Below are 26,796 nucleotides of genomic sequence, written 5' to 3'. Positions count from 1 at the left end.
CACTTTCGAATCCGAATGGATCTTGTTCGGATGGCGGCACGGCTCTTCACCTGCGGTTCGACCCTGCGGGGGCATGTGCCCGGAAGCCGGACAGCGCGCTCGGGAATGCGGTGACCTCGGTCACGTCGGCGGGCGCCAGTTCTCCGAACTGCGCATCGCGCCGCCCTCGTCGGCGCAGCGCTGCGCCACGATCCGGTCGATCAGCTCAAGTGCCTTGTCCCGCCCGGCAGTTCGCTCCTCGGCACGCCCCGCGGCCACGGCGTCCTCGTGGATCGCGTACTGGTCGTTGGACAGGCCCTTCTGCTCCCAGTCGAGACCGGACCATTTCGTGCCCAGGAGGGTCTCCTTCGCCCAGTAGGACACGAGGCTCGTGCACACCTGTACGGGCGAGGGGGGAGGGGTGGTGGAAGGGCGCGCGGAGCCCGCCGCGGGGGGTGGCGCGGAGGATGAGCATCCGGTCAGGGCGAGCGCCGCGAGGAGGATGTGGGCGGCGTACCGGGCCGTGCGTGGCATGGTCCCCATGGGGGGACGGTAGGCGGTGACCATCGGTGACACAACAGATGTCACCGCCAAGCCTGCGGACTGGCGGATTCCGGGCGGTTGGCGGGGCGCGGGCCGTCCGGGAACGCGCGCAGGCCCGGCTCCGCGGGCCGGCCACCGTCGCCCAGGGTCGGGTCGTGACCGGACCCAAGAGCTCGATGGCATGGATCGAATCGGCCTGGCAGGAGCTGGACGCCCCCGATACGGGGCGTCGGGACAGCTGCCTCGAAGTCGTCGGCGACGTCCTGGAGACGGGCCTCCTGTCGCAGGACGACGCGGAACGGGTAGCCGCACGTCTCGTCGCCGTCGCGCTCTCTGACGAGAGCTACGAGCTGCGCGAGTCCGCGCTGCACGCCCTCTGCACGGCCACCGCGCCCTACGAGTTCCCCTATCGGGTGGTCGCGCCGCTCGCCGCCGCGGACGGCATGGAGCCCGTCCTGCTGGAGTACGTCCTGGGCGTCCTCGGCTCCACGGGTGACCGGGCGGCGCTCCCGGCCGTCGAGCGGTTCCTGCGCCACCCCCGCCCGGGGGTGCGCCGGGAGGCGGCGGACGCGGTGGGGGAACTGCGGCGGCGCCTGGATCCCGCCCGGGAAGGGACCGCCTGAGCTCCGGGGCCCGGGCGGTCGCCCGTCACGGCATCCGGGCCGCCCGGGGTCAGGACCCCGCGGCGACCTGGTCGGCGTCGCGCAGCAGGCAGGTCAGGCGGGCGGTGCAGATCCGCTTGTCCTGCTCGTCGGTGATGACGATCTCGAAGGTGGTGGTCGAGCGGCCGCGGTGCACCGGGGTGGCGACGCCGGTGACGATGCCGGAGCGGGCGCCCCGGTGGTGGGTGCAGTTCAGGTCCACGCCGACGGCGATCTTGGTGATGCCGCCGTGCATCATGGCACCGACCGAGCCGAGGGTCTCCGCCAGCACGGCCGAGGCCCCGCCGTGCAGCAGCCCGTAGGGCTGGGTGTTGCCCTCGACGGGCATGGTGCCGACGACGCGGTCGGCCGAGGCCTCCAGGATGCGGATGTCCATCCGCTCGCCCAGGTGTCCCGCCGAGAACAGCGAGGGCAGGTCGATGCCCAGGGCCGCGTACTCGTCGAGCACCTCCTGCGGGAACTTCACTGCGTGCTGCTCGCCCATGGCCAGGCTCCGTTCGTCAACGATCGTTAACCATCTTGTCCTGAGGTCGTTCTATCAGGCCGGTTCGAAGCGCACGACGACGGACTTGCTGGCCGGGGTGTTGCTGATGTCGGCGGTCGAGTCCAGCGGGACCAGCACGTTGGTCTCCGGGTAGTACGCGGCCGCACAGCCGCGGGCGGTCGGGTAGTGCACGACGCGGAAGCCGGGCGCGCGCCGCTCCAGGCCGTCCTTCCACTCGCTCACCAGGTCCGTGTACGACCCGTCGACCAGGCCCAGCTCGGCCGCGTCGGCCGGGTTGACCATGACCACGCGGCGGCCGCCGGTGATGCCGCGGTAGCGGTCGTCGAGGCCGTAGATCGTGGTGTTGTACTGGTCGTGGCTGCGCAGGGTCTGCAGGAGCAGCCGTCCCGCCGGGACGCGCGGGTACTCCACGGGCGCGGCGGTGAAATTGGCCTTGCCGGTCTTCGTCGGGAAGCGGCGCTCGTCGCGCGGGGCGTGCGGGAGCCGGAAGCCGGCCGGGTGGGCGATACGGGCGTTGAAGTCCTCGAAGCCGGAGATCACGCGGGAGATCCGGTCGCGGATCGAGGCGTAGTCGTGCTCGAACTCCTCCCACGGGGTGGCGGAGGCGGCGCCCAGGACCGCGCGGGCCATGCGGGCCACGATCGCGGGCTCGGAGAGCAGGTGCGGGGAGGCGGGGGCGAGGTTGCCGCGGGAGGCGTGGACCATGCCCATGGAGTCCTCGACGGTCACGAACTGCTTGCCGCTCGCCTGTACGTCCTTGTCGGTACGGCCGAGGGTGGGCAGGATCAGGGCCCGCCGGCCGGTGACCGCGTGGGAGCGGTTGAGCTTGGTGGAGACGTGCACGGTCAGGGACGCCTTGCGGATGGCGGCCTCGGTGACCTCGGTGTCGGGGGTGGCGCCGACGAAGTTGCCGCCCATCGCGAAGAGGACCTTGGCCTTGCCGTCGCGCAGGGCCTCGATGGAGCGGACGACGTCGTAGCCGTGCCCGCGCGGCGAGGTGATGCCGAATTCCTTGTCGAGTGCGTCGAGGAAGGCCGGCGCGGGCCGTTCGAAGATCCCCATGGTGCGGTCGCCCTGCACGTTGGAGTGGCCGCGGACGGGGCATACGCCGGCGCCGGGGCGCCCTATGTCGCCGCGCAGCAGGAGGAGGTTGACCACCTCGCGGATGGTGGCGACGGCGTGCTTGTGCTGGGTGAGGCCCATGGCCCAGCAGACGATGGTGCGCTTCGAGGCCAGGACCATGGACAGGGCCCGCTCGATCTCGGGGCGGGTCAGGCCGGTCGCGGTGAGCGTCTCGTCCCAGTCGGCTTCCTTCGCGGCGGCCGCGAGCTCCTCGTAGCCGTGGGTGTGCTCGCGGATGAAGGCCTCGTCGGTGGCGCCCTCCGTCTCGATGACGAGCTTGTTGAGGAGGCGGAAGAGGGCCTGGTCGCCGCCGATGCGGATCTGCAGGAAGAGATCGGTGAGGGCGGTGCCCCTGAACATGCCGATCGGCGTCTGCGGGTTCTTGAACCGTTCCGTGCCGGCCTCGGGCAGCGGGTTCACGGAGATGATCTTCGCGCCGGCGGTCTTGGCCTTCTCCAGGGCGGAGAGCATGCGGGGGTGGTTGGTGCCCGGGTTCTGCCCGGCGACGATGATCAGCTCGGCCTGGTGGAGGTCTTCGAGGGAGACGCTGCCCTTGCCGATGCCGATGGTCTCGGTCAGTGCGGAGCCCGAGGACTCGTGGCACATGTTGGAGCAGTCGGGCAGGTTGTTGGTGCCGAACTCGCGGGCGAAGAGCTGGAAGAGGAACGCGGCCTCGTTGCTGGTGCGGCCCGAGGTGTAGAAGAGGGCCTCGTCGGGGGAGCCGAGGGCGTTCAGCTCCTCGGCGATGACCGCGAAGGCCCGCTCCCAGCTGACCGCCTCGTAGCGGTCGCCGCCCTCGGGCAGGAGCATGGGCTGCGTGATGCGGCCCTGCTGGCCCAGCCAGTAGCCGGAACGCGTCGCGAGATCGGCCAGCGGGTGCGCGGCGAAGAACTCGGGGGTGACCCGGCGCAGCGTGGCCTCCTCCGCGACGGCCTTGGCGCCGTTCTCGCAGAACTCGGCCGTGTGCCGCTTGTCGCCCTCGGGCCAGGCGCAGCCCGGGCAGTCGAAGCCGTCCTTCTGGTTGACCTTGAGGAGCGTGCGGGCGGTGCGGGCCACGCCCATCTGCTGCTGGGCGATCCGCAGGGTGTGTCCGATCGCCGGCAGGCCGGCTGCCGCGTGCTTGGGCGGTGTGACCTGCGGTGCGTCCTGTACCGGATCGCCTGTGGGCGGCTTGGTCGCCATCGCGCTCCCCTTCGAGCGTACGTACGTATGCAGCACGTGTGGCCGCGTGCGTCGATCCTTGCACGGACCACGGAATCAGGGGAGGGCGGACCGGTGCTCACCGCGCCCCGGCCGGGTGCGCCGGGGGCGTCCGGTGGGGAGGATGCGCCGGGGGAGGCGACGGGCCGGAATTGTCGGTGGGGGCGCCTAGGATCGGGGCGTGGCAGATTCAGCATCGAAGAAGACGGACCAGACGACCGCAGGGGACCGCCCCCGCCTGATGCTCATGGACGGGCACTCCCTGGCCTACCGGGCGTTCTTCGCGCTGCCCGCGGAGAATTTCACGACCGCGACGGGGCAGCCGACCAACGCCATCTACGGATTCGCGTCGATGCTGGCGAACACGCTGCGCGACGAGGCCCCTACGCACTTCGCGGTGGCGTTCGACGTCTCCCGCAAGACGTGGCGTTCGACGGAGTTCCCCGAGTACAAGGCGAACCGCTCCAAGACCCCCGACGAGTTCAAGGGACAGGTCGAGCTGATCGGCGAGCTCCTCGACACGATGCACGTGCCGCGGTTCGCGGTCGACGGCTTCGAGGCCGACGACGTGATCGCGACGCTGGCGACGCAGGCGGAGGCGGCCGGCTTCGAGGTGCTGATCGTCACCGGCGACCGCGACTCCTTCCAGCTCGTCTCCGAGCACACCACCGTGCTCTACCCGACCAAGGGCGTCTCCGAGCTCACCCGGTTCACCCCGGAGAAGGTCGAGGAGAAGTACGGCCTCACCCCGCAGCAGTACCCGGACTTCGCGGCGCTGCGCGGCGACCCGTCCGACAACCTGCCGGGCATCCCGGGCGTCGGTGAGAAGACCGCGGCCAAGTGGATCACCCAGTTCGGGTCGTTCGCGGAGCTCGTGGAGCGCGCCGACGAGGTCAAGGGCAAGGCCGGGCAGAACTTCCGGGACCACCTGGAGGCCGTCAAGCTCAACCGGGTCCTGACCGAGATGGTCAAGGACGTCGAGCTGCCCAAGGGCCCCGCCGACCTGGTCCGCGCCCCCTACGACCGGACCGCCATGCTCGGCGTGCTGGACGTGCTGGAGATCCGCAACGCCTCGCTGCGCGAGCGGCTGCTCGCCGTGGACCCGGGCGCGGCCGTGGAAGAGGCACCGGCTCCGGCGGCCGGTGTGGAACTGGACGCGTCCGTGCTGGGTACGGGCGAGCTCGCGCCGTGGCTGGAGAGCCACGCGGGCGGCCCGCTGGGCATCGCGACCGTCGACAGCTGGGCGCTGGGCCAGGGCGACGTCACCGAGATCGCGCTCGCCGCGGCCGGCGGCGCCGCCGCCTGGTTCACGCCCGCCGAGCTGGACGAGGCCGACGAGAGGGCCTTCGCCGCCTGGGCCGCCGACCCGGCGCGCACCAAGGTCGTGCACAACGCCAAGGGCCTGATGCGGGTCTTCCCCGAGCACGGCTGGACCCTCGCCGGCGTCGCCATGGACACCGCGCTCGCCGCCTACCTGGTCAAGCCCGGCCGCCGGTCCTTCGCCCTGGACGCCCTGTCCATGGAATACCTGCACCGCGAGCTGGCGCCCGCCGCCGCCGACGGGCAGCTGGCCTTCGGCGCCGACGAGACCGCCGAGGCCGAGGCCCTGATGGCACAGGCCCGCGCGGTCCTGGACCTGGGCGACGCCTTCACCGACAAGCTCGCCGAGGTCGGCGCCGCGGAGCTGCTCCACGACATGGAGCTGCCCACCTCCGAACTCCTCGCCCGGATGGAGCGCGCCGGAATCGCCGCCGACCGCGACCACCTGGAGGCCATGGAGCAGCAGTTCGCCGGAGCCGTGCAGCAGGCCGTCAAGGAGGCGCACGCCACCGTCGGCCACGAGTTCAACCTCGGCTCGCCCAAGCAGCTCCAGGAGGTCTTCTTCGGCGAGCTGGACCTGCCGAAGACGAAGAAGACCAAGACCGGTTACACCACGGACGCGGACGCGCTGGCCTGGCTGGCCACGCAGACCGACCACGAACTCCCGGTGATCATGCTGCGGCACCGGGAGCAGGCCAAGCTGCGCGTGACCGTCGAGGGCCTGGTCAAGACCATCGCCGCCGACGGCCGGGTGCACACCAGCTTCAGCCAGACCGTCGCCGCGACGGGCCGGCTGTCCTCCACCGACCCCAACCTGCAGAACGTGCCGGTGCGCACCGACGAAGGCCGCGCCATCCGCCGCGGCTTCGTCGTCGGCGAGGGCTTCGAGTCCCTGATGACGGCCGACTACAGCCAGATCGAGCTGCGCGTCATGGCCCACCTGTCCGAGGACGAGGGCCTGATCGAGGCGTTCGCGACCGGCGAGGACCTGCACACCACCGTCGCCTCCCAGGTGTTCGGCGTGGAGCGGTCCGAGGTCGACGCCGAGATGCGCCGCAAGATCAAGGCCATGTCGTACGGGCTGGCCTACGGGCTCTCCGCCTTCGGTCTCGCCCAGCAGCTGAACATCGAGCCCGCCGAGGCGCGCGGTCTGATGGAGACCTTCTTCGAGCGGTTCGGCGGGGTCCGCGACTACCTCGGCCGGGTCGTCGACGAGGCCCGTGCCACCGGCTACACGGCGACGATCTTCGGCCGCCGCCGGTACCTGCCCGACCTCAACAGCGACAACCGCCAGCGCCGCGAGGCCGCCGAGCGGATGGCGCTCAACGCCCCCATCCAGGGCACCGCCGCCGACATCGTCAAGGTCGCGATGCTGCGCGTGGACAAGGCGATCGCCGAGGCCGGTCTGAGCTCCCGGATGCTGCTCCAGGTCCACGACGAAATCGTGCTGGAGATCGCCCCGGGCGAGCGCGAGCAGGTCGAGGAGCTGGTGCGGCGCGAGATGGGCGCCGCCGTCGAGCTCCGGGCCCCGCTGGACGTGTCGGTGGGCGACGGCCGCGACTGGGAGTCCGCCGCGCACTGACCGCCGTACGGCACACCCGGCGCCCGTCCCCGCCGCTCAGGCGGTGGGGACGGGCGTCCGCGTTTCCTCGTCCGTGGGGTGCCCGCTCCGGTCGCGGTGGTGCCGCAGCCGCACCAGGACCCCGTAGACCAGCAGTGCCACGGTGAGTCCGCCGCCCGCGCCGAAGCAGATGGTCGGGATGATGTCGAGCGGCGTACGGATCCGGTCGAAGAAGTCGAAGAAGCGCAGCACGCGCCGGGTGGCCCCGGCCGCCACGCACACCACGAGCAGGGCGACCGCACCCCAGAGCTCCGCGCGCGAGAGCACCGGCACGGACGCGGGGGCCGGGAGCGCGGGAAGCCGGCGCAGGGCGGTCACCGTGAACCAGAGCAGCGCGCACGCGGCGACGGCCGAAGTGCCGTACTGGAGGAAGGAGTAGCCCGGCAGGCCGTAGGCGAGCGGCTCGGCGAGATCGGGCAGCGCGTTCGTGCCCCAGCGGTCGTGGTGCGTGAAGCTGTCCCAGGCCACGTGGGTCAGGGACCCGAGGGCCGCCGACACGTAGAACCAGCCGACGAGCGCGGCCGGCCGGGAACGCTCGCGCCATGCCTCGCCCCGCACGAAGGCGTGCGCCCTGCCCCGCCAGGCGCGCGGCAGGAGCGCGATCAGCGGCTCGCGCAGCAGGAGCCAGAAGGCCACCAGGACCGCCGTCAGCACGGCGTCCAGGGTCAGGACGCCCGGCAGCGAGTGCGTGAAGGCCCCGTACGCCAGGACGCCCTCGACGACCGCGTCCGTGAAGTAGAAGGTGTCCGGCGCGAACGAACCGAGGACGAGCGCCGAAGCGACGAGGGGGCCCCGCGCACGCCCGGTCCGCCGGATGGCCGGAAGTACGGCGGCCGCGTGGCTGAGAGTGAACGGCATGGCACCTCTCCTGGGACTTCCTTCGAACGTTCCTTACTTCGGGCCAATGCTCCCGAAGGGTCCAGACAGTATGCGTGACCTGCCTCGGAACGTGGGGATGTGGTGAATTCCGGCCCTCCTTGCGTGCTGTGTGCAGGGAGTTGACGTAGGGTCACGCGGACGTCGAGGGGGAGGGGTGCGGCTCATGTCGGCTCGAATAATCGGACGCAGGCTGCGCAGGGGAACGACGGCCGCCCTGGCATGCGCTCTGGTGGTCGCCGCGGTGACCGCGTCCCAGGGCCCGGCGGGCGCGAGCGCCGACCGGCTCTCCGCCGCAGGGGAGTCCGCCGCACAGTCGCAACCGCGGCCGCCGTCGGCCGCGGACGCGGCAGGAGGCGACTCCGCCTACTTCACCGAACTCCCGCCGCTGGTGAGCCCGCGGCCACCGGAGGTGCTGCTGCCGGAGGAGGGGGCGCCGCAGCCCCAGCCGCAGGCACAGGCGCCGACGGGCTCCCGGGCCGCGCCGGCATCGGCCGTGACCGGGCCCGCGGAAGGGGCGCAGGGGATACCGGCGAGCGTGCTCGCGGCCTACCTGGGCGCCGAGAAGGAGACCGGGCGCAGCGACCCGGGCTGCGGACTGCGCTGGCAACTCCTCGCGGCGATCGGCAAGGTGGAGTCCGGGCAGGCGCGCGGCGGGCAGGTCGACACGGCCGGCACCACGCTGCGGCCGATCCTGGGGCCGGTGCTCGACGGCAACGGCTTCGCGAACATCCCCGACACGGACGGCGGGGCCTACGACGGGGACGCCCGCTACGACCGGGCCGTCGGGCCGATGCAGTTCATCCCCTCCACGTGGGCGGCGTGGGGCCAGGACGCGGACGGCGACGGCCGGCGCAACCCGAACAACGTGCACGACGCGGCCCTCGCGGCCGCCCGGTACCTGTGCGCGGGCAGCCGCGACCTGCGCGTGGACGCGGACCTGGACCGGGCGGTGCTCTCCTACAACCGCTCGACGGAGTACCTGCGCACGGTGCGGTCCTGGTTCACGTACTACCTGAAGGGCACGCACGAGGTCCCGGACCGGCCCGCTACGGGCCCGGTCACCCCCACGCCGACACCGGACCCGAAGCCCACCCCGAAGCCGACGCCGCCCCCCACCCCGAAGCCGGACCCGAAGCCCACCCCGACCCCGACGCCGACGCCGACGCCGACCCCGACCCCGACCCCGACGCCGACGCCGACGCCCACGCCCACGCCCACGCCGTCCCCCACGCCTACGCCGACCCCCACGCCTACGCCGTCCCCCACGCCTACGCCGACCCCCACGCCTACGCCGACCCCCACTCCCACACCGACGCCGAGTCGGACCGTGACCCCGTCGCCGAAGCCCAGCCCCACGGTGAGCTCCAAGCCGACCCCGCGTCCGACGGCCACGCCGGTCCGGACGCCCACGCCGGGCGTGAGCCCAAGCGGTGCCCGCTAGGACAAACGCAGTTGATGGCCCGCCGCCTTCCCCCCCGATGGTTCCCGCTGTCCGGCGCGGCGGGGGAGGGCGAACGGCCGATGCGTTCGTCTGCGCCCGGTGAGGTCTCCGTGGCCGGGCGGGTCGACCCGAACGGTTCTCATCTCGACGCCGCGTTGCTACGGTGCCCCATCTCTGACGCCTCATCAGATTTCGGAGCCCCGGCATGCGCGCATTCGTCGCCGCCGCCATCGGCCTCGCGGCCGCGCTGGCCCTCGTGTTCGCCATCACGGCGTTCGGGGTGCCCGAAGGCGAGACCTCACCCAAGCCCCTGCTCACCACCGCGCCCCCCGCGCCCGGAAAGTAGAGGAGGGCCCGGCCGTGCGACGCAGAGCGAGCCTTGTCCTGCTGGCCCTCGCCGTGTTCTGCGCAGCCCTCGCACCGCTGCTGCGCTGGTACGCGTACCCCCGCCTCGCCAAGATCCCGCCGAACCAGTACCAGGAGATGGTCCTGGAGGCGAAGGACGCGACCCTCCTCGACTACACCGGCGGCATGCAGCCGAAGAAGGTCGACAAGGTCACCATCGTCCAGACCCTCAAGGGCAACGTCGAGGCGTCGAAGGAGATAGAGGCGAGCGCCGGCAAGGACGTCGTCGTCTGGGACACGCTCTCCTACATCATCGGCCCGGACGGGAAGATGGTCTCCCAGATCCCCGAGCGCTACATCTTCGACGCGCACACCCAGGACCCGGTCCACGCCACCGGGGAGATGGTCGACGGGGACCCCGTCAAGCGCGAGGGCATCGAGTTCAAGTGGCCCTTCTTCACCGAGCCGCGCGACTACCTCTACTTCGACGCGCAGACCCGTACCTCCTCGCCGATCCACTACGTCGGGCCGCGCACGTTCAAGGGCATGGACGTCTACTACTTCGAGCAGACCGTCCCGTGGACCAAGGTCGCCATGCCCAAGAAGATGCCGATCGAGGGCATCGACCCGTCGACGATCGAGGCGGCCACCGGCACCACCCTCTGGTACACGGCCAAGGCGAGGTTCTGGGTCGACCCGGTGACCGGCGCTCCGGTCAACGCCGAGCAGGACATCCAGCAGGAGATGCGCGGCGGCATCGCGGCCGGCGGCCCCGACGGCAAGCTCACCGCCTTCGCCGGACACGTCACCATGCGCGAGGACTACTCCGACTACACGGTCGACCTCGTCAGGTCGAACCGTACGAAGGTCCTCGCGCTGCACACCTACGCGCCGATCGGGCTGGCCGCCGGCGGGCTCGTCCTGCTCGGCGCGGCGCTGTGGCTGGAGGCCCGCGGCCGCCGCGTCAGCGCCTGAGCCGGGCGTTGGTGTGCCGGGTGGGCTCGGCGGTGGCCGGATCCTCCGGCCAGGGGTGCTTGGGGTAGCGCCCGCGCAGCTCCGCGCGCACGGCCCGGTAGCCGCCCTGCCAGAACGAGGCGAGGTCGGAGGTGACGGCGGCGGGCCGGCCCGCGGGCGACAGCAGGTGCACCAGCACCGGTACGCCCGCCACCCGCGGGGTCTCGGCCAGCCCGAACAGCTCCTGCAGCTTCACCGCGAGGACCGGCGGGCCGTGCTCGGCGGAGTAGTCCACCCGGATCCGGGAGCCGCTGGGGACCTCCAGGCGTTCCGGAGCCAGCTCGTCCAGCCGGACGGCCTCCCCGGTGGCCCACGGCAGCAGCCGGTTCAGGGCCTGCCCGGCATCGATCCGCCCCAGGTCGGCGCGGCGCCGGGCCCGGGACAGCTCGGGCTCCAGCCAGTCGTCGGCCCGCTCCAGCAGGGCCCCGTCGTCGGCCACGTCGGGCCAGGCGCCGCCGAGCGTGCGGTGCAGGAAGCCGAGGCGGGCCCGGAGGGTCAGCGCGTCCGGGGACCAGCGCAGCAGGCCGAGCCCCTCGGCGCGCAGCCCGTCCAGGAGGGCGGCCCGGACCAGTGCGGGGTCGGGAGCGCGCAGCGGACGTACGGCCAGTTCGATCGCCCCGAGCCGCTCGGCGGCGCGGGCGACGAGGTCGCCGCCCTCCCAGCGGACCTCTTCCCCCGCGGTGCGCAGGTGCGCGGCGGCGGTGCGGGCGGTGTCCTCGTCGACGACGGCGCCGAGCCGGACCCGGGCGGACGCGGAATGCGGGGGCCGGTCGGCGACGGCGACGGCCAGCCAGGTCGCCTGCCGCAGGCCCGAGCCGTCGCCGAGCTCGGCCGCGGTGCCGTTGGCCATCAGGAAGGATCCCTCGCCCCTGGCCTTCGCCACCCGTTCGGGGAACGCCAGGGCCGCGACCAGGCCCGCGGCTGCATCGTCGGGTGCAGCGGTGCCGCACCCGAGCGGGGTGCGGGGTGCAGCCCCGGCCGCAGCCCCGGCCCCGGTTTCGGCGGTGCGCCCCGCAGGGGAGGCGGCACGGTCCAGGCGGCGGGCCTCCGCCCGCCAGCGGCCCGCGTACGCGTCGCCGCCCGCGCGGGCCCGCCGCCACGCGCCGGCCAGGTCGTCCCCGTACTCCCGCGGTGGCTCCTCGCTCAGCAGGGCCACCAGCTCCGCCGCCCGGCGGGCACCGAGCGAGGCGGAGCCGTCCAGCAGGGCCCGGGCCAGCCGCGGGTGCAGCCCGAGCCGGGCCATCCGCTGCCCGCGCGCGGTCACCGCACCGGCCGGGGACACCGCGCCGACGGCCACCAGCACCTCGCGCGCCGCGGCCATCGCCCCGGCCGGGGGCGGATCCAGCAGGGCGAGCCCGGCCGCGTCCGGGTCGCCCCAGCACGCGGCCTGCAGGGCGAACTGCGCCAGGTCGGCGATGCGGATCTCCGGCGACGGGAACGCCGCGAGGCGGCCGTCCTCCGCCTCGGCCCAGCAGCGGTACACCACGCCCGGCGCCTCGCGCCCGGCCCGGCCCGCCCGCTGGCGCCCGGCCGCGCGGGACGCCCGTACGGTCGCCAGCGCGCCCAGCCCCCGCGCGTGGTCGACCCGGGGTTCGCGGGCCAGTCCGGAGTCCACCACCACGCGTACCCCGGGAACGGTCAGGCTCGACTCCGCCACGGCGGTGGACAGGATCACCCTGCGGTGACCGGCGACGGAGAGCACCGCGTCCTGGACGGCCGCCGGGGCCCGGCCGTGCATCTGGAGCACCTCCGCGTCCACCCCGCCCAGCTGCCCGGCGACCCGGGCGATCTCACCGACGCCGGGCAGGAAGCACAGGACGTCGCCGCTCCGTTCCGCCAGCGCCCGCCGCACCACCGAGGCCACGTGCGTCAGCTGCGCCGGATCCACCCGCATCCCGTGCGGGGGCCGCACCGGCCGGACCGGCGGGGCCCAGACCGTCTCCACGGGGTACGAGACGCCCGGCGCCTCCACCACCGGCGCACCGCCCGGGCCTCCCCGGCCGAGAACCTGCGCCCAGCCGGCCGAGTCCGTGGTCGCCGAGGCCGCCACCAGCCGCAGCTCCGGGCGCAGGGTCTCCCGTACGTCGAGGAGGAAGGCGGCGACGGTGTCGGCGTCCAGGTGCCGCTCGTGGCACTCGTCCAGGACCACCACGTCGACCCCGGTCAGCTCCTGGTCGCGCTGGAGGCGCTGGAGCAGCACGCCGGTGGTCACCACCTCCACCACCGTGTCCGGACCCGCAACCCGTTCCCCGCGCACGGTGAAGCCGACCGCGCCGCCGACCGGCTCGCCCAGCAGCCAGGCCATCCGGCGCGCCGCGGCCCGGGCGGCGATCCGCCGGGGCTCGGCGACGACCACCCGGCGCCGCGGGCCGCCGCCCACCAGTCCGGCCAGCACCAGCGGGACCAGCGTGGTCTTGCCGGTGCCGGGCGGGGCGCAGAGCACCGCCGTGCCGTGGGCATCCAGCGCCGAGACGAGCGCGGGCACGGCCTCCCGTACGGGCAGGGCATCGAGGGCGGCGGTACGGATCACGTCAGTCGCGCTCGCAGACGAAGATCGCGGTGCCCGGGATCAGGTTCCCGCGCAGCGGGGACCAGCCGCCCCACTCCTGGCCGTTCCACTGCGGCCACTCGGGCTCGACCAGGTCGAGCAGGCGGAAGCCGCCCGCCACCACGTCGCGCACGCGGTCGCCGATCGTGCGGTGGTGCTCCACGTAGACGGCGCGGCCCCGCTCGTCCTGTTCCACGTACGCGGTGCGGTCGAAGTAGGAGGCGGAGACGGACAGCCCCTCGGGGCCGGGCTCGTCCGGGAAGGCCCAGCGGACGGGATGGGTCACGGAGAAGACCCAGCGGCCGCCGGGGCGCAGTACGCGGTGCACCTCGCGCATGACGTTGACCGGGTCGGCGACGAAGGGGACGGCGCCGTAGGCGGAGCAGGCCATGTCGAAGGAGCCGGCGCGGAAGGGCAGCTTTCCGGCGTCGGCCTCGACCAGGGGGAGGTCGTCTCCGATGCGCAGGGCGTGCTGGAGCTGGCGGTGGGAGAGGTCGAGGGCGACCGGGCGGGCGCCCTGGGCGGCCAGCCAGCGCGAGCACTGGGCGGCGCCGGCGCCGATCTCCAGGATGTCCTTGTCCCGGAGGGAGGCGGCGGGGCCCAGGAGGGCGGCCTCCGCCTCGTCCAGCCCCTCGGGTCCCCAGACGAAGCGGTCGTCGCCGAGGAAGGCACCGTGGTCGCTCTGGTACTCGTCGGCGTTGCGGTCCCACCAGCTGCGGCTCGCCCGGCTGCTCTCCGCTTCCCCCGCGTCACGCCGCGTGGCCTCGGGGTCTTCCGCGGATACCGGATCGGCTTCGTACGCTTCTTCGGAGGCGTAGTCCTCTTGGTTCATGGGGCCCGTCGTCGTAGTCTGCGAATGTCTGCGGAATGTGGCAGGGAGCGCCATCAAGGGCTTCCCGCCCATGAATTGTGCCGGTTGTGCGGTGATCCGCCCGGGGTGTGCGCCTTCGCGCATTGACCCTGTCCGGCTGCCCCCGTATGCTACAAGTTGCGCTGCGAGCCTGTGCTCCTCAGACCTAGCAGGCTGCGCTTGCATCTGTTGATGTCCCCTCGGTTTTCGAGGCCCCACCGCTCTTCGCGGAAGGGGGTCTCCTTGGCTGTCCGGCTTCTTCGGCAGATGCCGATAAGGGCTCCCGGCGTAGCAGTACCTACGACTTTCTGTCCGTAACCGGAGCCCTTTCCCACATGACGAGCAGCACCGAGACCACCTCTACCACTCCGCAGGTAGCGGTCAACGACATCGGTAACGAGGAAGCCTTCCTCGCCGCGATCGACGAGACGATCAAGTACTTCAACGACGGCGACATCGTCGACGGCGTCATCGTGAAGGTCGACCGGGACGAGGTCCTGCTCGACATCGGTTACAAGACCGAAGGCGTGATCCCGAGCCGTGAGCTCTCGATCAAGCACGACGTCGACCCGAACGAGGTCGTCAAGGTCGGCGACGAGATCGAGGCCCTGGTTCTCCAGAAGGAGGACAAGGAAGGCCGTCTGATCCTGTCCAAGAAGCGCGCTCAGTACGAGCGTGCCTGGGGCACGATCGAGAAGATCAAGGAAGAAGACGGCATCGTCACCGGTACCGTCATCGAGGTCGTCAAGGGTGGTCTCATCCTCGACATCGGCCTCCGCGGCTTCCTGCCGGCCTCTCTCGTCGAGATGCGTCGTGTCCGCGACCTCCAGCCCTACGTGGGCAAGGAGCTCGAGGCGAAGATCATCGAGCTGGACAAGAACCGCAACAACGTGGTCCTGTCCCGCCGCGCCTGGCTGGAGCAGACCCAGTCCGAGGTTCGCCAGACGTTCCTCACCACCCTGCAGAAGGGTCAGGTCCGCTCCGGCGTCGTGTCCTCGATCGTCAACTTCGGTGCCTTCGTGGACCTGGGTGGCGTCGACGGTCTCGTCCACGTCTCCGAGCTGTCCTGGAAGCACATCGACCACCCGTCCGAGGTTGTCGAGGTCGGCCAGGAGGTCACCGTCGAGGTTCTCGACGTGGACATGGACCGCGAGCGTGTCTCCCTGTCGCTGAAGGCGACGCAGGAGGACCCGTGGCAGCAGTTCGCCCGTACGCACCAGATCGGTCAGGTCGTCCCGGGTAAGGTCACCAAGCTGGTTCCGTTCGGTGCGTTCGTCCGCGTGGACGAGGGCATCGAGGGTCTGGTCCACATCTCCGAGCTGGCCGAGCGCCACGTGGAGATCCCGGAGCAGGTCGTCCAGGTCAACGACGAGATCTTCGTCAAGGTCATCGACATCGACCTCGAGCGTCGCCGGATCTCGCTGTCCCTGAAGCAGGCCAACGAGTCCTTCGGTGCCGACCCGGCGTCGGTCGAGTTCGACCCGACCCTGTACGGCATGGCCGCGTCCTACGACGACCAGGGCAACTACATCTACCCCGAGGGCTTCGACCCCGAGACCAACGACTGGCTCGAGGGCTTCGACAAGCAGCGCGAGGCCTGGGAGACCCAGTACGCCGAGGCGCAGCAGCGCTTCGAGCAGCACCAGGCTCAGGTCATCAAGAGCCGCGAGGCCGACGAGGCCGCTGCCGCCGAGGGCGCTGCCGCCCCGGCCGCCGGTGGCAACGCCGGTGCGGGCATCTCGGGTGGTTCGTACTCCTCGGAGTCGGACGAGACCTCCGGCGCCCTGGCGTCGGACGAGGCCCTGGCCGCGCTCCGCGAGAAGCTGGCCGGCGGCCAGAGCTGATCGCAGCGCGCATCGCACTCCGGTGTGAGCAGAGCTGAATCGCGTTGAACGGTGAGGCCCGTCCCCTTCGGGGGGCGGGCCTCACCGCGTTTCCCCGTCCGGTCCCCCTCGTGATCCGCCGCGTTCCTGTGAATGCGGCGTGAATGCGGCCAACTGGGGAATGGCCGGGCCGCCTTGGACGTTCTTGGCTGAGAACGAGGCGAGGAGGAGTGGTGACGGTGCTTGATCCACAGGGTTTGTACGAATGGGACGCCAAGGGCCTGGCGGTGGCCGACCTGGCGGTCGCCCAGGACTCGGCCGGGCTGGTCATGCTGTACCACTTCGAGGGGTACATCGACGCGGGTGAGGCCGGCGAGCAGATCGTCGAGCGGCTCCTGGACACCCTGCCCCACCAGGTGGTCGCCCGCTTCGACGCGGACCGGCTGGTGGACTACCGGGCCCGGCGCCCGCTGCTGACCTTCCAGCGCGACCACTGGACGGAGTTCGAGGAGCCCCGGCTGGAGGTCCGGCTCGTCCAGGACGCCACCGGAGCTCCCTTCCTGCTGCTGTCCGGCCCGGAGCCGGACGTGGAGTGGGAGCGCTTCGCCGTCGCCGTCCGGCAGATCGTCGAGCGCCTCGGCGTCCGGCTGTCCGTCAACTTCCACGGCATCCCGATGGGCGTCCCGCACACCCGTCCCGTGGGCATCACCCCGCACGGCAACCGCACCGACCTCATGCCGGGCCACCGCAGCCCCTTCGACGAGGCCCAGGTACCGGGCAGCGCCGAGTCCCTGGTGGAGTTCCGCCTCGCCCAGGCCGGGCACGACGTGCTGGGTGTCGCCGCGCACGTGCCGCACTACATCGCGCGCTCCGCGTACCCGGACGCCGCACTGACGGTGCTGGAGGCGATCACGGCGGCGACCGGGCTGGTGCTCCCGGCCGTGGCGCACGCGCTTCGCACCGAGGCGCACCGCACGCAGACGGAGATCGACCGGCAGATCCGGGAGGGCGACGAGGAGCTGGTCAGCCTGGTGCAGGGGCTGGAGCACCAGTACGACGCGGCCGCCGGCGCGGAGACCCGGGGCAACATGATCGCCGAGCCGGCGGAGCTGCCGTCGGCGGACGAGATCGGGCGCGAGTTCGAGCGGTTCCTGGCGGAGCGCGAGGGCGAGAACTGACGTACGGGCGGGGCCCCCTATGCTGCGGGGCATGCTGAAAGTAGGCCTGACGGGCGGAATCGGTGCCGGCAAGAGCGAGGTCTCGCGACTGCTGGCGGGGTACGGGGCGATCGTCGTCGACGCCGATCGGATCGCGCGCGAGGTCGTGGAGCCCGGTACGCCGGGACTCGCGGCCGTCGTGGCGGCCTTCGGAGAGTCGGTGCTGACCGCGGAGGGGACGCTGGACCGGCCGAAACTGGGGTCCATCGTGTTCGCGGACCCGGCGAAGCTACAGACCCTTAACGCGATCGTGCACCCCCTGGTGGGAGCCCGGTCGGCGGAGCTGGAAGCCGCCGCGGGGACCGACGCGATCGTGGTGCACGACGTACCGCTGCTCACCGAGAACGGCCTGGCGCCCCTCTACGACCTGGTCGTGGTCGTGGACGCGGCCCCGGCGACCCAGCTGGCACGGCTGACCGCGCTGCGCGCAATGGCCGAGGAGGAGGCGCGGGCCCGGATGGCCGCGCAGGCGACCCGGGAGCAGCGGCTCGCGGTGGCGACCCTGGTGATCGACAACGACGGTCCCCTGGAAGCGCTGGAGCCGCAGGTGCGCAAGGTGTGGGACGAGCTCAGGGCGCGGGCGGCGGGCGGGCGGCCTGATCCGCACGGCTGACGTGTGCATGGAATAGCGGGTGGGGCGGGGGCGTTGAACGCGCCCGGAGAGGGAAGGATTTCGAACGTGTCCGAGACCACGCGCCCCACCCCGTCCAGCCCGGAAACCCACGTCATCGACTTCCGGGCCGCCGAGCAGCTGCTCGCCGCCCGGGACCCGCGCGGCGCGGTCAAGCTGCTCGATTCGGTCATAGCCGCCCACCCGGAGAACACGGCGGCACGGTTGCTGCGCGCCCGGGCCTTCTTCGCGGCGGCCCAACTGCGACCGGCCGAGCTGGAGTTCGAGCTGGTGCTGGAGCGGGAACCGGACAACGCCTTCGCCCACTTCGCGCTGGCCCGTACGTTCGAGCGCTCGGGCCGGCCCGAGCAGGCGCGCAGGCACTTCCGCCTCGCCGCGGCCCTCGACCCGAGGCCCGAATACCTGGAGGCGGCCCGCTTCGAGGGCCCGGCCGCAGAGGGCCCGGCCGGAGCCGGCCCCGCCTGACTCACCGGCTGTGCGGCGGCTCGTACGGAGGGATGTCCCGGCCGGGCTGGTAGTGGGGCCCCTGGTGGATGTGGCGCACGATCATGAACAGGTCCACGGCCACGACCACCGCCAGCACCCCGCAGGCGGCCGCCCACCCGGGACGGCCCACCAGCGAGAACACGGCCGTGCCGAAGGCGGCCCAGACCAGACCCCACACACCCAGCCAGAACCGCAGCCGCAGCGGACTGCGCGCGGTCACCGGCTCATTCCCGGAACGCATGGTCATCGCCTCTCGTATCCATGGTCCCACCCCGCCCCGGTCAGGGGTTGAGCCTGTGCACGGCCTTGGTCGTCGTCTTCTTGAAACCGGCGACCGGGGCGTGGGACAGATCGCCCATCTCGCCCCACTGCACGACGGTCACGGTGGAGCCGTCGCGCCCGATCCCGTACAGGTGCACCCCGGGCTCGGACTCGGGGATCGAGGTGTGGACCCCGTAGACGTGCGCACCCTCCTCCACGGGGAGGGTGCCGTAGTCCTGCCAGGAGGCGGTGCCGCCCGGGGTCCCGCGCAGCCAGTCGGCGGCGCAGGCGGCGACCTTGCGCTCCAGGACGCCCGCGAGCCTGGCCGCCGCGGCGGGCGAGGCGGACCGTACGGAGACCTGCACGGCGCCGGTGTCGTACTCGGTGCCGAAGACGCGGTGCCAGCTGCCCGCGGCCGGAAGCACGCCCTCCAGGCAGAACGGGGCGGACTCGGGCAGCCCCGCGGTGACCGCTCCGGCGTACCAGGGCGAGGTGGGGTGCGGCGGAAGGTCGGTGCCGGCCAGGAAGCCGGGCGCGGTGGCGGCCGCGGCCGAGGTGGCGGCGGAGGCGGTCAGTACGAGCGCGGCCGCCGCCGCGACGAGGGCGGTGGCGAGGGTGGTGGCGGTGCCGGAACGTCGGAACATGTTCGGTTCTCCCCGTGAGAGCGGTGGTGGTGTGTGCCCGACGATCCTGTTCCCCGACCGGCGCGGCGGGCGACGGACATCGGCGGATCCGGGACGCCGGAACGGCCATACGTGCCGTCACCTGGGGGAACACCTCAGGCATGGAACGCGGGCGCGGGACGCGGAACGGGGGAGAGCGTGAGCGAGGCCGAGGATTTCGCACGGCTGATGCGGGAGCTGAAGGAGCGGGCCGGGCTCAGTTACGGGGCCCTGGCGCGCCGGTTGCACACGAGCACGTCGACGCTGCACCGGTACTGCAAGGGGGAGGCGCTGCCGGCGGAGTTCGCGGTGGTGGACCGCTTCGCCCGGGCCTGCGGTGCGACGCGGGAGGAGGCGCTGGACCTGCACCGGGCGTGGCTGCTGGCGGACGCCCGGCGGCGCGCGGGGACCGTGGAGGCACCGGAGTCGGATCCGGCGCCGGGTCCGGGTCCGGGTCCGGAGCCGGCGCCGACCGTGGTGGTGTTGCCGGACCCCGAGCCGGTGGCCCGGGGGGTCTGGTACCGGCGACGGGCGGCCGTGGTCGCCGCGGCCGGGGTGGCGGCCGGGGCGGTGGCGGTGGCGCTGCTGGCGGCGACCGGTCCCGGGCCGGGCGCGCCGCACGCCGGTACGCGCACAGGGGCGAGCGCGGGTCCGAGCGCGCCGGTGTCGCCTGGGCCGGGGTCCGCCCCGGCCCAGGCGTCGACGGACGGACCGGAACCGACGCCGTCGGCCGGGTCGCCGGGGCCGACCGGGACGACGGCCCCGGCGCCGGGCGGAACCACCGTGTCACCGTCGGCTCCGGGCCGGGCCCCGGCGGTTCCCCTGAAAGCGGCGGTGCGGTCGCACGTGTGGACCGCGGGCTGCGACCACGCCTACCTGTCCGAGCGCGGTCCGGGATCGGTGCCCCCACCGCCCGTGGAGGCGGACGCGCCCGCCTGGGCGGCGGCGCAGCGCGCCGTGCACGCCGGAACGCAGATCGTGGAGGTCACCCTGCACGGCACCGGCGGGGGCGCCGTGGTCCTGGAGGACCTGGAGGTACGGGTGATCGCCCGCCGCACGCCGCCGGCCTGGAACGTCTACCAGATGTCGCAGGGCTGCGGCGGCGGGCTCACCCCCGCCGCGTTCGCCGTCAATCTGGACGCGCCGCGCCCACTGGCCCGGCCCGCCGCCGGGAACGACGGCGGCAGCACCCTGCCCGCCCCCGCCTTCCCGCTGCGCGTCTCCGCGGCCGAACCGGCCGTCCTGCGGGTGGTGGCGGCCACCACGGGATGCGACTGCGACTGGGTCCTCGACCTGCGGTGGACCGGCCCGTCAGGGTCGGGCACCCTGCGCATCGACGAGGGCGGGCGGCCGCTGCGCACGAGCGCCGCCACCGGCCGGCCCGTGTACGGATACGCGCCGGAGCAGGGCCGCTGGGCCCGCTGAACCGCAGGTCAGGGGGCGTTGTCGGTGGTCGCGCCTAGACTCGTCGGCAGAGGGGACCGGTCGAGGCGCAGGGCCGTCGACGGATCGACGGGGAGACGGGAGGGGGACGCACCATGACACCGCAGCCGCAGCCGCAGCCGCAGCCGCAGCCGCAGCCGCAGCCGCAGCCGCAGCCGCAGCGCTCGGCGCTGCCGCAGGCCACCGCGCTGCTGCGCCACGCTGCGGTCTTCCTGCCCGCCGCGGTCCCCCGCGAGGGGCGGGTCGCCTTCTGGGCGCCCAACGGCGACGCCCTGCCCGAGGCGGGCACGGCGGCGCCGCTGACCGTCGTACGCCCGCACGGCGACGGGGCCCGCAGCCGGACCGTTCCCGCGGTGAGCTTCTCCGTCACCGCCGCCCTGCCCCTGCTCGCCCAGGCGCCCCACAGCCCCGCCGCGCATCCCGCCACCCGCGCCTGGGGCACCGCCGCCCGGCAGGCGCTCACCCTCGCCGCCCGTGGCCGGCTCCTCCCGGGACTGACCCCCGACGGCATCGACGCCTGGCGTGCCGGGCCGCTCGACGCCGCCGACGTCGACCACCTGCGCGCGGTCGCCGCCGCCCTGCCGCACGAGGGGTACGCGACGCCCCTGGCCGGGCGCCGCCCGCTCCAGCTGCCCGAACCGGAGGCACTGGTCCGCGCGTTCCTCGACGCCGTCGCCGACGGCCTGCCCCGGACCCCGGCCGCCGCCGTGGCCGCCGGGCGGCCGTTCGCCGCGCGGGACCCGCAGCGGGTGCCCGGGATACAGGACTGGGCCGCGCAGGTCGCGGCCGGCTCCGACACCGGCGTCGGGATCTCGCTCCGGCTCGACCTGTCCTCCTTCCGGCTCTTCGACGAGGCCGAGGACGCCGGCACCAGGCGCGCCGGAGCCGCCGTCGTCCAGGTGCACAGCCTCGCCGACCCGACCCTGGTCACCGACGCCGGGCAGCTGTGGGCGGGCACGGCGGCGGCCGGGTTCGGCCCGCGCGCCCGGATCGACGCCGTGCTCGCGCTGCGCCGGGCCGCCCGGGTCTGGCCGCCGCTGCTGCGCCTGCTGGACCAGCCCGTGCCCGATGCCCTGGCCCTGTCCGACCCTGAGCTGGAGGACCTGCTGGGGGTGGCCGCGAGCCGGCTGGCCGCCGCCGGGGTCCTGGTCCACTGGCCGCGCGAGCTGGCCCGTACGCTGTCGGCGACCGCCGTCGTACGGTCCACCGCACCCGGCTCGGCGATCGACGGGACCGCCTTCTTCGACGCCGAGCACCTCTTCGCCTTCTCCTGGGAGCTGGCGCTGGGCGGCGACCGCCTGACCCCGGGGGAGATGGACGCGCTGGCCCGGGCGCACCGGCCCGTCGTCCGGTTGCGCGACCGGTGGGTGCGCGTCGATCCGGAGCTGGTGCGCAAGGCGCGCAAGCGGGAGCTGGGTGTCCTGGACCCGGTCGACGCGCTGGCCACCGTACTGTCGGGGACCGCCGAGATCGACGGCGCGACGGTCGAGGCGGTGCCCGTGGGAGCGCTGGCCGCCCTGCGGGACCGGCTGACGGGGGAGCAGGCCCCGCTGCCGCAGCCCGCCGCCCTGAAGGCCACCCTGCGCGACTACCAGGCGCGCGGCCTCGCCTGGCTCGACCTGATGACCTCGCTCGGCCTCGGCGGCTGCCTCGCCGACGACATGGGCCTCGGCAAGACCGTCACGCTGATCGCGCTGCACCTGCACCGGGACCGGCCGGAGCCCACCCTCGTGGTCTGTCCCGCGTCCCTCCTCGGCAACTGGCAGCGGGAGATCGAGAGGTTCGCCCCCGGCACGCCCGTGCGCCGCTTCCACGGAAACGGCCGCAGCGCCGAGGACCTCACGTCCTGCGCGGGCGGGTTCGTCCTCACCACGTACGGCACGATGCGCGCCAGCGCCGCCCTGCTCGCCGAACAGAGCTGGGGCCTGGTCGTCGCCGATGAGGCGCAGCACGTCAAGAACCCGCATTCGGCGACCGCGAAGGCGCTGCGCACGGTGCCCGCGCCGGCCCGGGTGGCGCTGACCGGTACCCCGGTGGAGAACAACCTCTCCGAACTGTGGGCGCTGCTCGACTGGACCACGCCGGGGCTGCTGGGCCCGCTGACCACCTTCCGGGCCCGCCACGCCCGGCCGGTGGAGCACCAGCAGGAGGAGGACGGCGGCAACGAGGCGGCGGTCGCCCGGCTGTCCGCGCTGGTGCGGCCGTTCCTGCTGCGCCGCAAGAAGTCCGACCCCGGCATCGCGCCCGAGCTGCCGCCGAAGACGGAGACCGACCATCCGGTCTCCCTCACCAGGGAGCAGGCGTCGCTCTACCGGGCGGCCGTGGACGAGGCGATGGCCGTGATCGAGTCGAGCGAGGGCATGGAACGGCGCGGCATGATCATGAAGCTGCTGGCCTCGCTGAAGCAGATCTGCAACCACCCCGCGCAGTACCTGAAGGAGGAGCAGCCCCGGATCCCGCACCGCTCGGGCAAACTCGCCCTGCTCGACGAGCTGCTGGACACGATCCTCGCCGAGGGCGGTTCGGTGCTGGTCTTCACCCAGTACGTGACAATGGCCCGCCTGATCGAACGGCACCTGCGGGCCCGGGGGATCAGCTCGCAGCTCCTCCACGGCGGGACGCCGGTGCCGCACCGTGAGGAGCTGGTCGACCGCTTCCAGGCGGGCGAGGTGCCCGTCTTCCTGCTGTCCCTGAAGGCGGCGGGCACCGGGCTGAACCTCACCCGGGCCGGGCACGTCATCCACTTCGACCGCTGGTGGAACCCGGCCGTCGAGGAACAGGCCACCGACCGCGCCTACCGCATCGGCCAGACCCAGCCCGTCCAGGTCCACCGGATCATCGCGGAAGGCACCGTCGAGGACCGGATCGCCGAGATGCTGGAGGCGAAGCGGGCCCTGGCGGACGCCGTCCTGGGCTCCGGGGAGTCGGCGCTGACCGAGCTGACCGACCGCGAGCTGGCCGACCTCGTCTCCCTGCGGAGGCCCGGATGATCACCGCGCGGGACGACCGCCGCCGCACCTTCGAGACCGTGCCCGCCGGGGCAGAGGCGGTGAGCTGGTGGGGCCGGGCCTGGGTGTCGGCGCTGGAGGAGGTCTCCCACGACCCGGCCCGCCTGGCCCGGGGCCGTACGTACGCCGACGCGGGAAACGTCAGCGCGGTCACCGTCACCCCCGGCCGGATCGTGGCGTACGTCCGGGGCAGCCGGCCCCGCCCGTACCGCACCGAGCTGACCCTGCCCGCCTTCGCGGACCCGGAGTGGGACGAACTGCTGGAGTCGGTCGCGGCCGACCCCACGGCGCTCGCCGCCCTGCTGGAGAGGGAGGTCCCGCAGTCGCTCGCGGGGACCGTCCTGCCCGGCGCGGGCGAGCTGGTCCCGCACTGCTCCTGCCCGGACTTCGGGCGTCCGCCGTGCAAGCACGCGGCGGCCCTGTGCTACCGGGCAGCCCGGCTCCTGGACGAGGACCCCTTCGTCCTGCTGCTCCTGCGCGGCCGGGGCGAGCGGGAGCTGCTCGACGAGCTCACCCGCCGCAATGCCGCCCATGCCGCGCGCGAACAGCCTGACGCTGCGCCCGGCTTCCCCGGCGTCGCGGCCCGTGCGGCGCTCGCCCGCACGGTCCTGCCGCCGCTGCCGGCGCCGCTTCCCGCGCCCGCCGCGGTCGGCCTTCCGCCCTCCTACCCGGCCGACCCGGCGGCGCCCGACCCGCTGGCCCTCGACCAGCTCGCCTCCGACGCGGCCGCCCGTGCCCTGGCCCTGCTGACCACCGGGGAGGACCCGATCGCCGGGCTCACCGTGTGGCAGGACGCCGTCCGGCTGGCGTCCGCGCACCCCACGGCGGGGCTGACGGGCGCGGCCCGCGCCCTGTACCGGGACCTGGCCCGCGCCACCGGCCGCAGCACCACCGATCTGGCCCGGGCCGCGGCGGCCTGGCGCCAGGGCGGACGGCCGGCCCTCGATGCCCTCGAAGAGTCCTGGGACCCGCCGGCGGGCCCCTTCGACCGGGCCCGCCCGGCCCTCCTCGCCGCCGGCCAGGGCTCCTTCCGTCCCGACCGCAACCGCCTGACGATCGGTGCCCGCCAGCTCCGACTCGGCCGTGACGGCCTCTGGTACTCCTACGAGGACCGCCACGGCGACCAGGACTGGTGGCCGACGGGCCGCCCCTGCGCGGACCCGGTCAGCGCCCTGCTGGGCTGATGCCCTCGGCCCAGCGGGTCAGGGTGGTGAAGTCGCGGTCGCGCAGGCCGTGGCGCGGGTGGATGCGCAGCAGGAGGGCCGGGGCCGGGTGGTGTTCGGCGACCCAGGCGCGGTCGCGCGCGGTGATCATGTCGTCCACCCAGGCGAAGGGGCGGCCGGCCGCCCAGTCGCGCAGATGGCGGGTCTTCCAGGAGAGGCCGTCGGGGTCGTCGGCGAAGAGTTCGGGCCACTCGACGACGGCGAGGTCACCCGGCAGGCCTATGTGCGGGGAGATCATCGTGTTGGCCTGGTGCGTCCAGGCGGTGGCCCAGGTGAGCTCGAACGGCAGGGCCAGCAGCCGGGAGCCGTGGGAGGGGTGGAGTCGCACCCGGGCGCCGCGCCGGGCCTTGCGGGACTCCGGGTCGCGGTAGGAGAGCCAGACGTCGGGCCACATCCGGTGGCTCCGGTATCCGCGCAGACCGGCGAGGGGCGAGCGGAACGGGTTGAGGGGGCCGTCCACGTCGAGGAGGAGCAGCGGGCGATCGGTCATGAAGTACCCACTACCCAGTACACGATTGAGTGAAATGTCTACCCCCTCTATAACCCGAATGGGGTCAGAGCGTTGTTCCGGTGCGGGGACATTGCCCGCGAACTCGTCCGGAAGGCAGGGAAACTGATGCGTCACAGTCGTCGGAATGGCTTCATCGCGGCAGTGGTTGCGGGAGGCGGACTGGCGGTCGCGGGCGTGGGCGGATTCGCCCACGCCGACGCGGACGCGGGTGGCCGGGCCGAGCGCTCGCCGGGGCTGCTGTCCGGGAACCTCGTACAACTGCCGGTGAACCTCCCGGTGAACGCGTGCGGGAACACCGTGAACGTGGTCGGCCTGCTCAACCCGGCCGCCGGGAACCGCTGTAGCAACGACGGAGCGGCCGGGGGTGGCGGCGGGCATTCCGGCGCGAGCTCCACGCATGGTTCGAAGCAGACAGGTGCCAACGACGGCGGGGCGCACGCCCAGGGAAGCGGAAAGGATTCTCCCGGAGTGCTCTCCGGCAACGGGCTCCAGCTCCCCGTCGACCTCCCGCTGAACGTCAGCGGCAACTCGGTGAACGTGGTCGGCATCGGCAACCCCTCGGTCGGCAACACGTCCGTCAACGGCGAGGAGCCCACGGGCGGCAAGCCCGTTCAGCCGCCCGTCCAGCCGCCCGTCGTCGAGAAGCCGGTGACCCCGGTCGTCCCGGCCGTGCCCACCAAGCCGGTCACGCGGGTCACCCCGCCCGAGGCCCCGCGGCACGAGGCTCTCGCCCACACCGGGGCCGATGGTGCCGGATACCTGGTCCCCGGCGCGGGCGCGCTCCTCCTCGGCGGAGTGCTCCTCTACCGTCGCTTCCGCCTCAACTGATCTCCCCCGAGGGCGGCGTACGCCATCCGTCCAGGATGGCGTCGATCCGCGCGGCCAGCCGTGCGCGGGCCGCGAACCGGGGGACACCCGCCATCAGCAGGGCGTCGTACTCGGTGTCGGTGTGCCGCACCGCCGCCCTGACCGCGACGGAGACCGCCAGTTCGTCGAGGGCGCGGCCGGCGGCGGTACGGCCCACCCGGCCGCTGCCGCGCACCGAGGCATGGGCGGCGATCGCCACGGCCCGGTCGGCCGGACATCCGGGAAACAGCCGCACGATCTCGGCGGCGAAGGCGGCCGTGAACCGGATGTCCTCGGCCGAACGCCGCCGCCGGTCGCGCTCCCGGCGGCGCGCCCGCGCCTCGGAGTCCGCGAGGCAGGCGAGCTCCGCGTGCGCCAGCGCGGCCTCCTCGACGAGCAGCCCCAGGCGCTCGTAGCGGTGCCGGCGCCTGTTGAAGCGCACGACGACGGCGCAGAGCGAACTGGCCTCGCGGGAGCGGCGGGTGAGCGCCGTGTCCCCCCGCGGGAGGTACACGAGATGGCCGAGATCCGTACAGTCCAGGCAGCGGGGTACGCCGGACTCGCGGACGAGGTGCCGGAGCGGGCCCTGCCGGCAGTCGGCGCAGTGGATCTGCTTCAGCGACTCAAAAACCACCAGGCTCATAGAGGTGTGATAC

The 26,796-nt window shown here is 73.5% G+C and carries 23 protein-coding genes; 13 read left to right on the top strand and 10 right to left on the bottom strand.

Annotated elements, in window-relative coordinates:
* Positions 1-120: 120 nt before the first annotated feature.
* Complete coding sequence (locus ACXNSR_RS10585; RefSeq protein WP_458641832.1) at positions 121-522, bottom strand: hypothetical protein; 402 nt, start codon at positions 520-522, stop codon at positions 121-123.
* Positions 523-677: 155 nt separating this feature from the next.
* On the opposite strand from ACXNSR_RS10585, the gene ACXNSR_RS10580 reads away from it, so the two are divergent.
* A complete protein-coding gene (locus ACXNSR_RS10580) occupies positions 678-1,145 on the top strand; it encodes a HEAT repeat domain-containing protein (RefSeq protein ID WP_458641831.1) in 468 nt (155 codons plus the stop codon).
* Positions 1,146-1,194: 49 nt separating this feature from the next.
* Here ACXNSR_RS10580 and ACXNSR_RS10575 read toward each other — a convergent pair whose 3' ends face one another.
* Both ACXNSR_RS10575 and ACXNSR_RS10570 read right to left on the bottom strand, forming a co-directional pair.
* Positions 1,195-1,668 (bottom strand): PaaI family thioesterase, encoded by a 474-nt coding sequence (locus ACXNSR_RS10575; protein ID WP_458641830.1) that lies wholly within the window; start codon positions 1,666-1,668, stop codon positions 1,195-1,197.
* A gap of 54 nt (positions 1,669-1,722) precedes the next feature.
* Positions 1,723-3,993 carry an FdhF/YdeP family oxidoreductase gene (locus tag ACXNSR_RS10570; RefSeq protein ID WP_458641829.1) on the bottom strand — a complete coding sequence of 757 codons (2,271 nt, stop codon included), beginning with the start codon at positions 3,991-3,993 and terminating at the stop codon, positions 1,723-1,725.
* A gap of 199 nt (positions 3,994-4,192) precedes the next feature.
* Here ACXNSR_RS10570 and polA point away from each other — a divergent pair, with 199 nt between their 5' ends.
* Positions 4,193-6,913, top strand: a complete 2,721-nt coding sequence (polA, locus tag ACXNSR_RS10565) for a DNA polymerase I (protein ID WP_458641828.1) — start codon at positions 4,193-4,195, stop codon at positions 6,911-6,913.
* 36 nt (positions 6,914-6,949) lie between these two features.
* Here the strand turns inward: polA and ACXNSR_RS10560 are convergent, their stop codons facing one another.
* Complete coding sequence (locus ACXNSR_RS10560) at positions 6,950-7,810, bottom strand: DUF4184 family protein (protein ID WP_458641827.1); 861 nt, start codon at positions 7,808-7,810, stop codon at positions 6,950-6,952.
* A gap of 184 nt (positions 7,811-7,994) precedes the next feature.
* Between ACXNSR_RS10560 and ACXNSR_RS10555 the strand changes: the two genes are divergently transcribed.
* The 3 genes from ACXNSR_RS10555 (at position 7,995) to ACXNSR_RS10545 (ending at position 10,592) form a co-directional block, all read left to right on the top strand.
* A complete protein-coding gene (locus ACXNSR_RS10555) occupies positions 7,995-9,272 on the top strand; it encodes a lytic transglycosylase domain-containing protein (protein ID WP_458641826.1) in 1,278 nt (425 codons plus the stop codon).
* A gap of 205 nt (positions 9,273-9,477) precedes the next feature.
* Positions 9,478-9,618: an SPW_0924 family protein gene (locus ACXNSR_RS10550; protein WP_150256957.1), complete on the top strand. Its 141-nt coding sequence runs from the start codon at positions 9,478-9,480 to the stop codon at positions 9,616-9,618.
* A gap of 14 nt (positions 9,619-9,632) precedes the next feature.
* Entirely contained in the window at positions 9,633-10,592 is a 960-nt protein-coding gene (locus tag ACXNSR_RS10545) for a DUF3068 domain-containing protein (RefSeq protein WP_458641825.1), read from the top strand.
* On the opposite strand, the gene hrpB is transcribed toward ACXNSR_RS10545, so the two are convergent.
* Positions 10,582-13,161: an ATP-dependent helicase HrpB gene (gene hrpB / locus ACXNSR_RS10540; RefSeq protein WP_458641824.1), complete on the bottom strand. Its 2,580-nt coding sequence runs from the start codon at positions 13,159-13,161 to the stop codon at positions 10,582-10,584. The genes ACXNSR_RS10545 and hrpB overlap by 11 nt on opposite strands.
* 1 nt (position 13,162) lies before the next feature.
* Positions 13,163-14,011 carry a class I SAM-dependent methyltransferase gene (locus tag ACXNSR_RS10535; protein ID WP_458641823.1) on the bottom strand — a complete coding sequence of 283 codons (849 nt, stop codon included), beginning with the start codon at positions 14,009-14,011 and terminating at the stop codon, positions 13,163-13,165.
* Between the two features lie 353 nt (positions 14,012-14,364).
* On the opposite strand from ACXNSR_RS10535, the gene rpsA reads away from it, so the two are divergent.
* The 4 genes from rpsA (at position 14,365) to ACXNSR_RS10515 (ending at position 18,165) form a co-directional block, all read left to right on the top strand.
* Positions 14,365-15,873 carry a 30S ribosomal protein S1 gene (gene rpsA / locus ACXNSR_RS10530; protein WP_030010959.1) on the top strand — a complete coding sequence of 503 codons (1,509 nt, stop codon included), beginning with the start codon at positions 14,365-14,367 and terminating at the stop codon, positions 15,871-15,873.
* A 218-nt stretch (positions 15,874-16,091) separates the two neighbouring features.
* Complete coding sequence (locus ACXNSR_RS10525; RefSeq protein WP_458643259.1) at positions 16,092-17,030, top strand: PAC2 family protein; 939 nt, start codon at positions 16,092-16,094, stop codon at positions 17,028-17,030.
* 31 nt (positions 17,031-17,061) lie between these two features.
* Positions 17,062-17,682, top strand: a complete 621-nt coding sequence (coaE, locus tag ACXNSR_RS10520) for a dephospho-CoA kinase (protein WP_458641822.1) — start codon at positions 17,062-17,064, stop codon at positions 17,680-17,682.
* Positions 17,683-17,748: 66 nt separating this feature from the next.
* Positions 17,749-18,165 (top strand): tetratricopeptide repeat protein, encoded by a 417-nt coding sequence (locus ACXNSR_RS10515; protein ID WP_458641821.1) that lies wholly within the window; start codon positions 17,749-17,751, stop codon positions 18,163-18,165.
* Between the two features lies 1 nt (position 18,166).
* Here the strand turns inward: ACXNSR_RS10515 and ACXNSR_RS10510 are convergent, their stop codons facing one another.
* Together ACXNSR_RS10510 and ACXNSR_RS10505 are read right to left on the bottom strand one after the other, a co-directional pair.
* Complete coding sequence (locus ACXNSR_RS10510) at positions 18,167-18,433, bottom strand: DUF6343 family protein (RefSeq protein WP_458641820.1); 267 nt, start codon at positions 18,431-18,433, stop codon at positions 18,167-18,169.
* A 34-nt stretch (positions 18,434-18,467) separates the two neighbouring features.
* On the bottom strand, positions 18,468-19,091 hold the full coding sequence (locus ACXNSR_RS10505; RefSeq protein ID WP_458641819.1) for a hypothetical protein: 624 nt from the start codon (positions 19,089-19,091) through the stop codon (positions 18,468-18,470).
* Positions 19,092-19,268: 177 nt separating this feature from the next.
* Here ACXNSR_RS10505 and ACXNSR_RS10500 point away from each other — a divergent pair, with 177 nt between their 5' ends.
* The 3 genes from ACXNSR_RS10500 (at position 19,269) to ACXNSR_RS10490 (ending at position 24,744) form a co-directional block, all read left to right on the top strand.
* On the top strand, positions 19,269-20,534 hold the full coding sequence (locus tag ACXNSR_RS10500; protein ID WP_458641818.1) for a helix-turn-helix domain-containing protein: 1,266 nt from the start codon (positions 19,269-19,271) through the stop codon (positions 20,532-20,534).
* A 113-nt stretch (positions 20,535-20,647) separates the two neighbouring features.
* A complete protein-coding gene (locus ACXNSR_RS10495; protein WP_458641817.1) occupies positions 20,648-23,542 on the top strand; it encodes a DEAD/DEAH box helicase in 2,895 nt (964 codons plus the stop codon).
* Positions 23,539-24,744 (top strand): SWIM zinc finger family protein, encoded by a 1,206-nt coding sequence (locus ACXNSR_RS10490; RefSeq protein WP_458641816.1) that lies wholly within the window; start codon positions 23,539-23,541, stop codon positions 24,742-24,744. The genes ACXNSR_RS10495 and ACXNSR_RS10490 overlap by 4 nt, the downstream gene beginning before the upstream one ends.
* Here ACXNSR_RS10490 and ACXNSR_RS10485 read toward each other — a convergent pair.
* Positions 24,725-25,273, bottom strand: a complete 549-nt coding sequence (locus tag ACXNSR_RS10485; protein WP_458641815.1) for a hypothetical protein — start codon at positions 25,271-25,273, stop codon at positions 24,725-24,727. The genes ACXNSR_RS10490 and ACXNSR_RS10485 overlap by 20 nt on opposite strands.
* Positions 25,274-25,435: 162 nt before the next feature.
* On the opposite strand from ACXNSR_RS10485, the gene ACXNSR_RS10480 reads away from it, so the two are divergent.
* The gene (locus ACXNSR_RS10480; protein ID WP_458641814.1) at positions 25,436-26,122 is read left to right on the top strand and encodes a chaplin; all 687 of its coding nucleotides are present in this window, start codon (positions 25,436-25,438) and stop codon (positions 26,120-26,122) included.
* Here the strand turns inward: ACXNSR_RS10480 and ACXNSR_RS10475 are convergent.
* On the bottom strand, positions 26,115-26,783 hold the full coding sequence (locus tag ACXNSR_RS10475) for a DUF2293 domain-containing protein (RefSeq protein WP_458641813.1): 669 nt from the start codon (positions 26,781-26,783) through the stop codon (positions 26,115-26,117). The genes ACXNSR_RS10480 and ACXNSR_RS10475 overlap by 8 nt on opposite strands.
* Positions 26,784-26,796: the final 13 nt, after the last annotated feature.

The organism is Streptomyces sp. NC-S4 (assembly GCF_054353315.1).
Note: the sequence above shows the minus strand (reverse complement) of the source record. Positions and strands in the feature narration are given on the sequence as shown.

Coding starts and splice junctions, on each gene's coding strand:
- ACXNSR_RS10585 (WP_458641832.1), bottom strand. CDS start 522: ATGGGGACCATGCCACGCACGGCCCGGTACGCCGCCCACATCCTCCTC.
- ACXNSR_RS10575 (WP_458641830.1), bottom strand. CDS start 1,668: ATGGGCGAGCAGCACGCAGTGAAGTTCCCGCAGGAGGTGCTCGACGAG.
- ACXNSR_RS10570 (WP_458641829.1), bottom strand. CDS start 3,993: ATGGCGACCAAGCCGCCCACAGGCGATCCGGTACAGGACGCACCGCAG.
- ACXNSR_RS10560 (WP_458641827.1), bottom strand. CDS start 7,810: ATGCCGTTCACTCTCAGCCACGCGGCCGCCGTACTTCCGGCCATCCGG.
- ACXNSR_RS10555 (WP_458641826.1), top strand. CDS start 7,995: ATGTCGGCTCGAATAATCGGACGCAGGCTGCGCAGGGGAACGACGGCC.
- ACXNSR_RS10550 (WP_150256957.1), top strand. CDS start 9,478: ATGCGCGCATTCGTCGCCGCCGCCATCGGCCTCGCGGCCGCGCTGGCC.
- ACXNSR_RS10535 (WP_458641823.1), bottom strand. CDS start 14,011: ATGAACCAAGAGGACTACGCCTCCGAAGAAGCGTACGAAGCCGATCCG.
- rpsA (WP_030010959.1), top strand. CDS start 14,365: ATGACGAGCAGCACCGAGACCACCTCTACCACTCCGCAGGTAGCGGTC.
- coaE (WP_458641822.1), top strand. CDS start 17,062: ATGCTGAAAGTAGGCCTGACGGGCGGAATCGGTGCCGGCAAGAGCGAG.
- ACXNSR_RS10510 (WP_458641820.1), bottom strand. CDS start 18,433: ATGACCATGCGTTCCGGGAATGAGCCGGTGACCGCGCGCAGTCCGCTG.
- ACXNSR_RS10505 (WP_458641819.1), bottom strand. CDS start 19,091: ATGTTCCGACGTTCCGGCACCGCCACCACCCTCGCCACCGCCCTCGTC.
- ACXNSR_RS10495 (WP_458641817.1), top strand. CDS start 20,648: ATGACACCGCAGCCGCAGCCGCAGCCGCAGCCGCAGCCGCAGCCGCAG.
- ACXNSR_RS10490 (WP_458641816.1), top strand. CDS start 23,539: ATGATCACCGCGCGGGACGACCGCCGCCGCACCTTCGAGACCGTGCCC.
- ACXNSR_RS10485 (WP_458641815.1), bottom strand. CDS start 25,273: ATGACCGATCGCCCGCTGCTCCTCCTCGACGTGGACGGCCCCCTCAAC.
- ACXNSR_RS10475 (WP_458641813.1), bottom strand. CDS start 26,783: ATGAGCCTGGTGGTTTTTGAGTCGCTGAAGCAGATCCACTGCGCCGAC.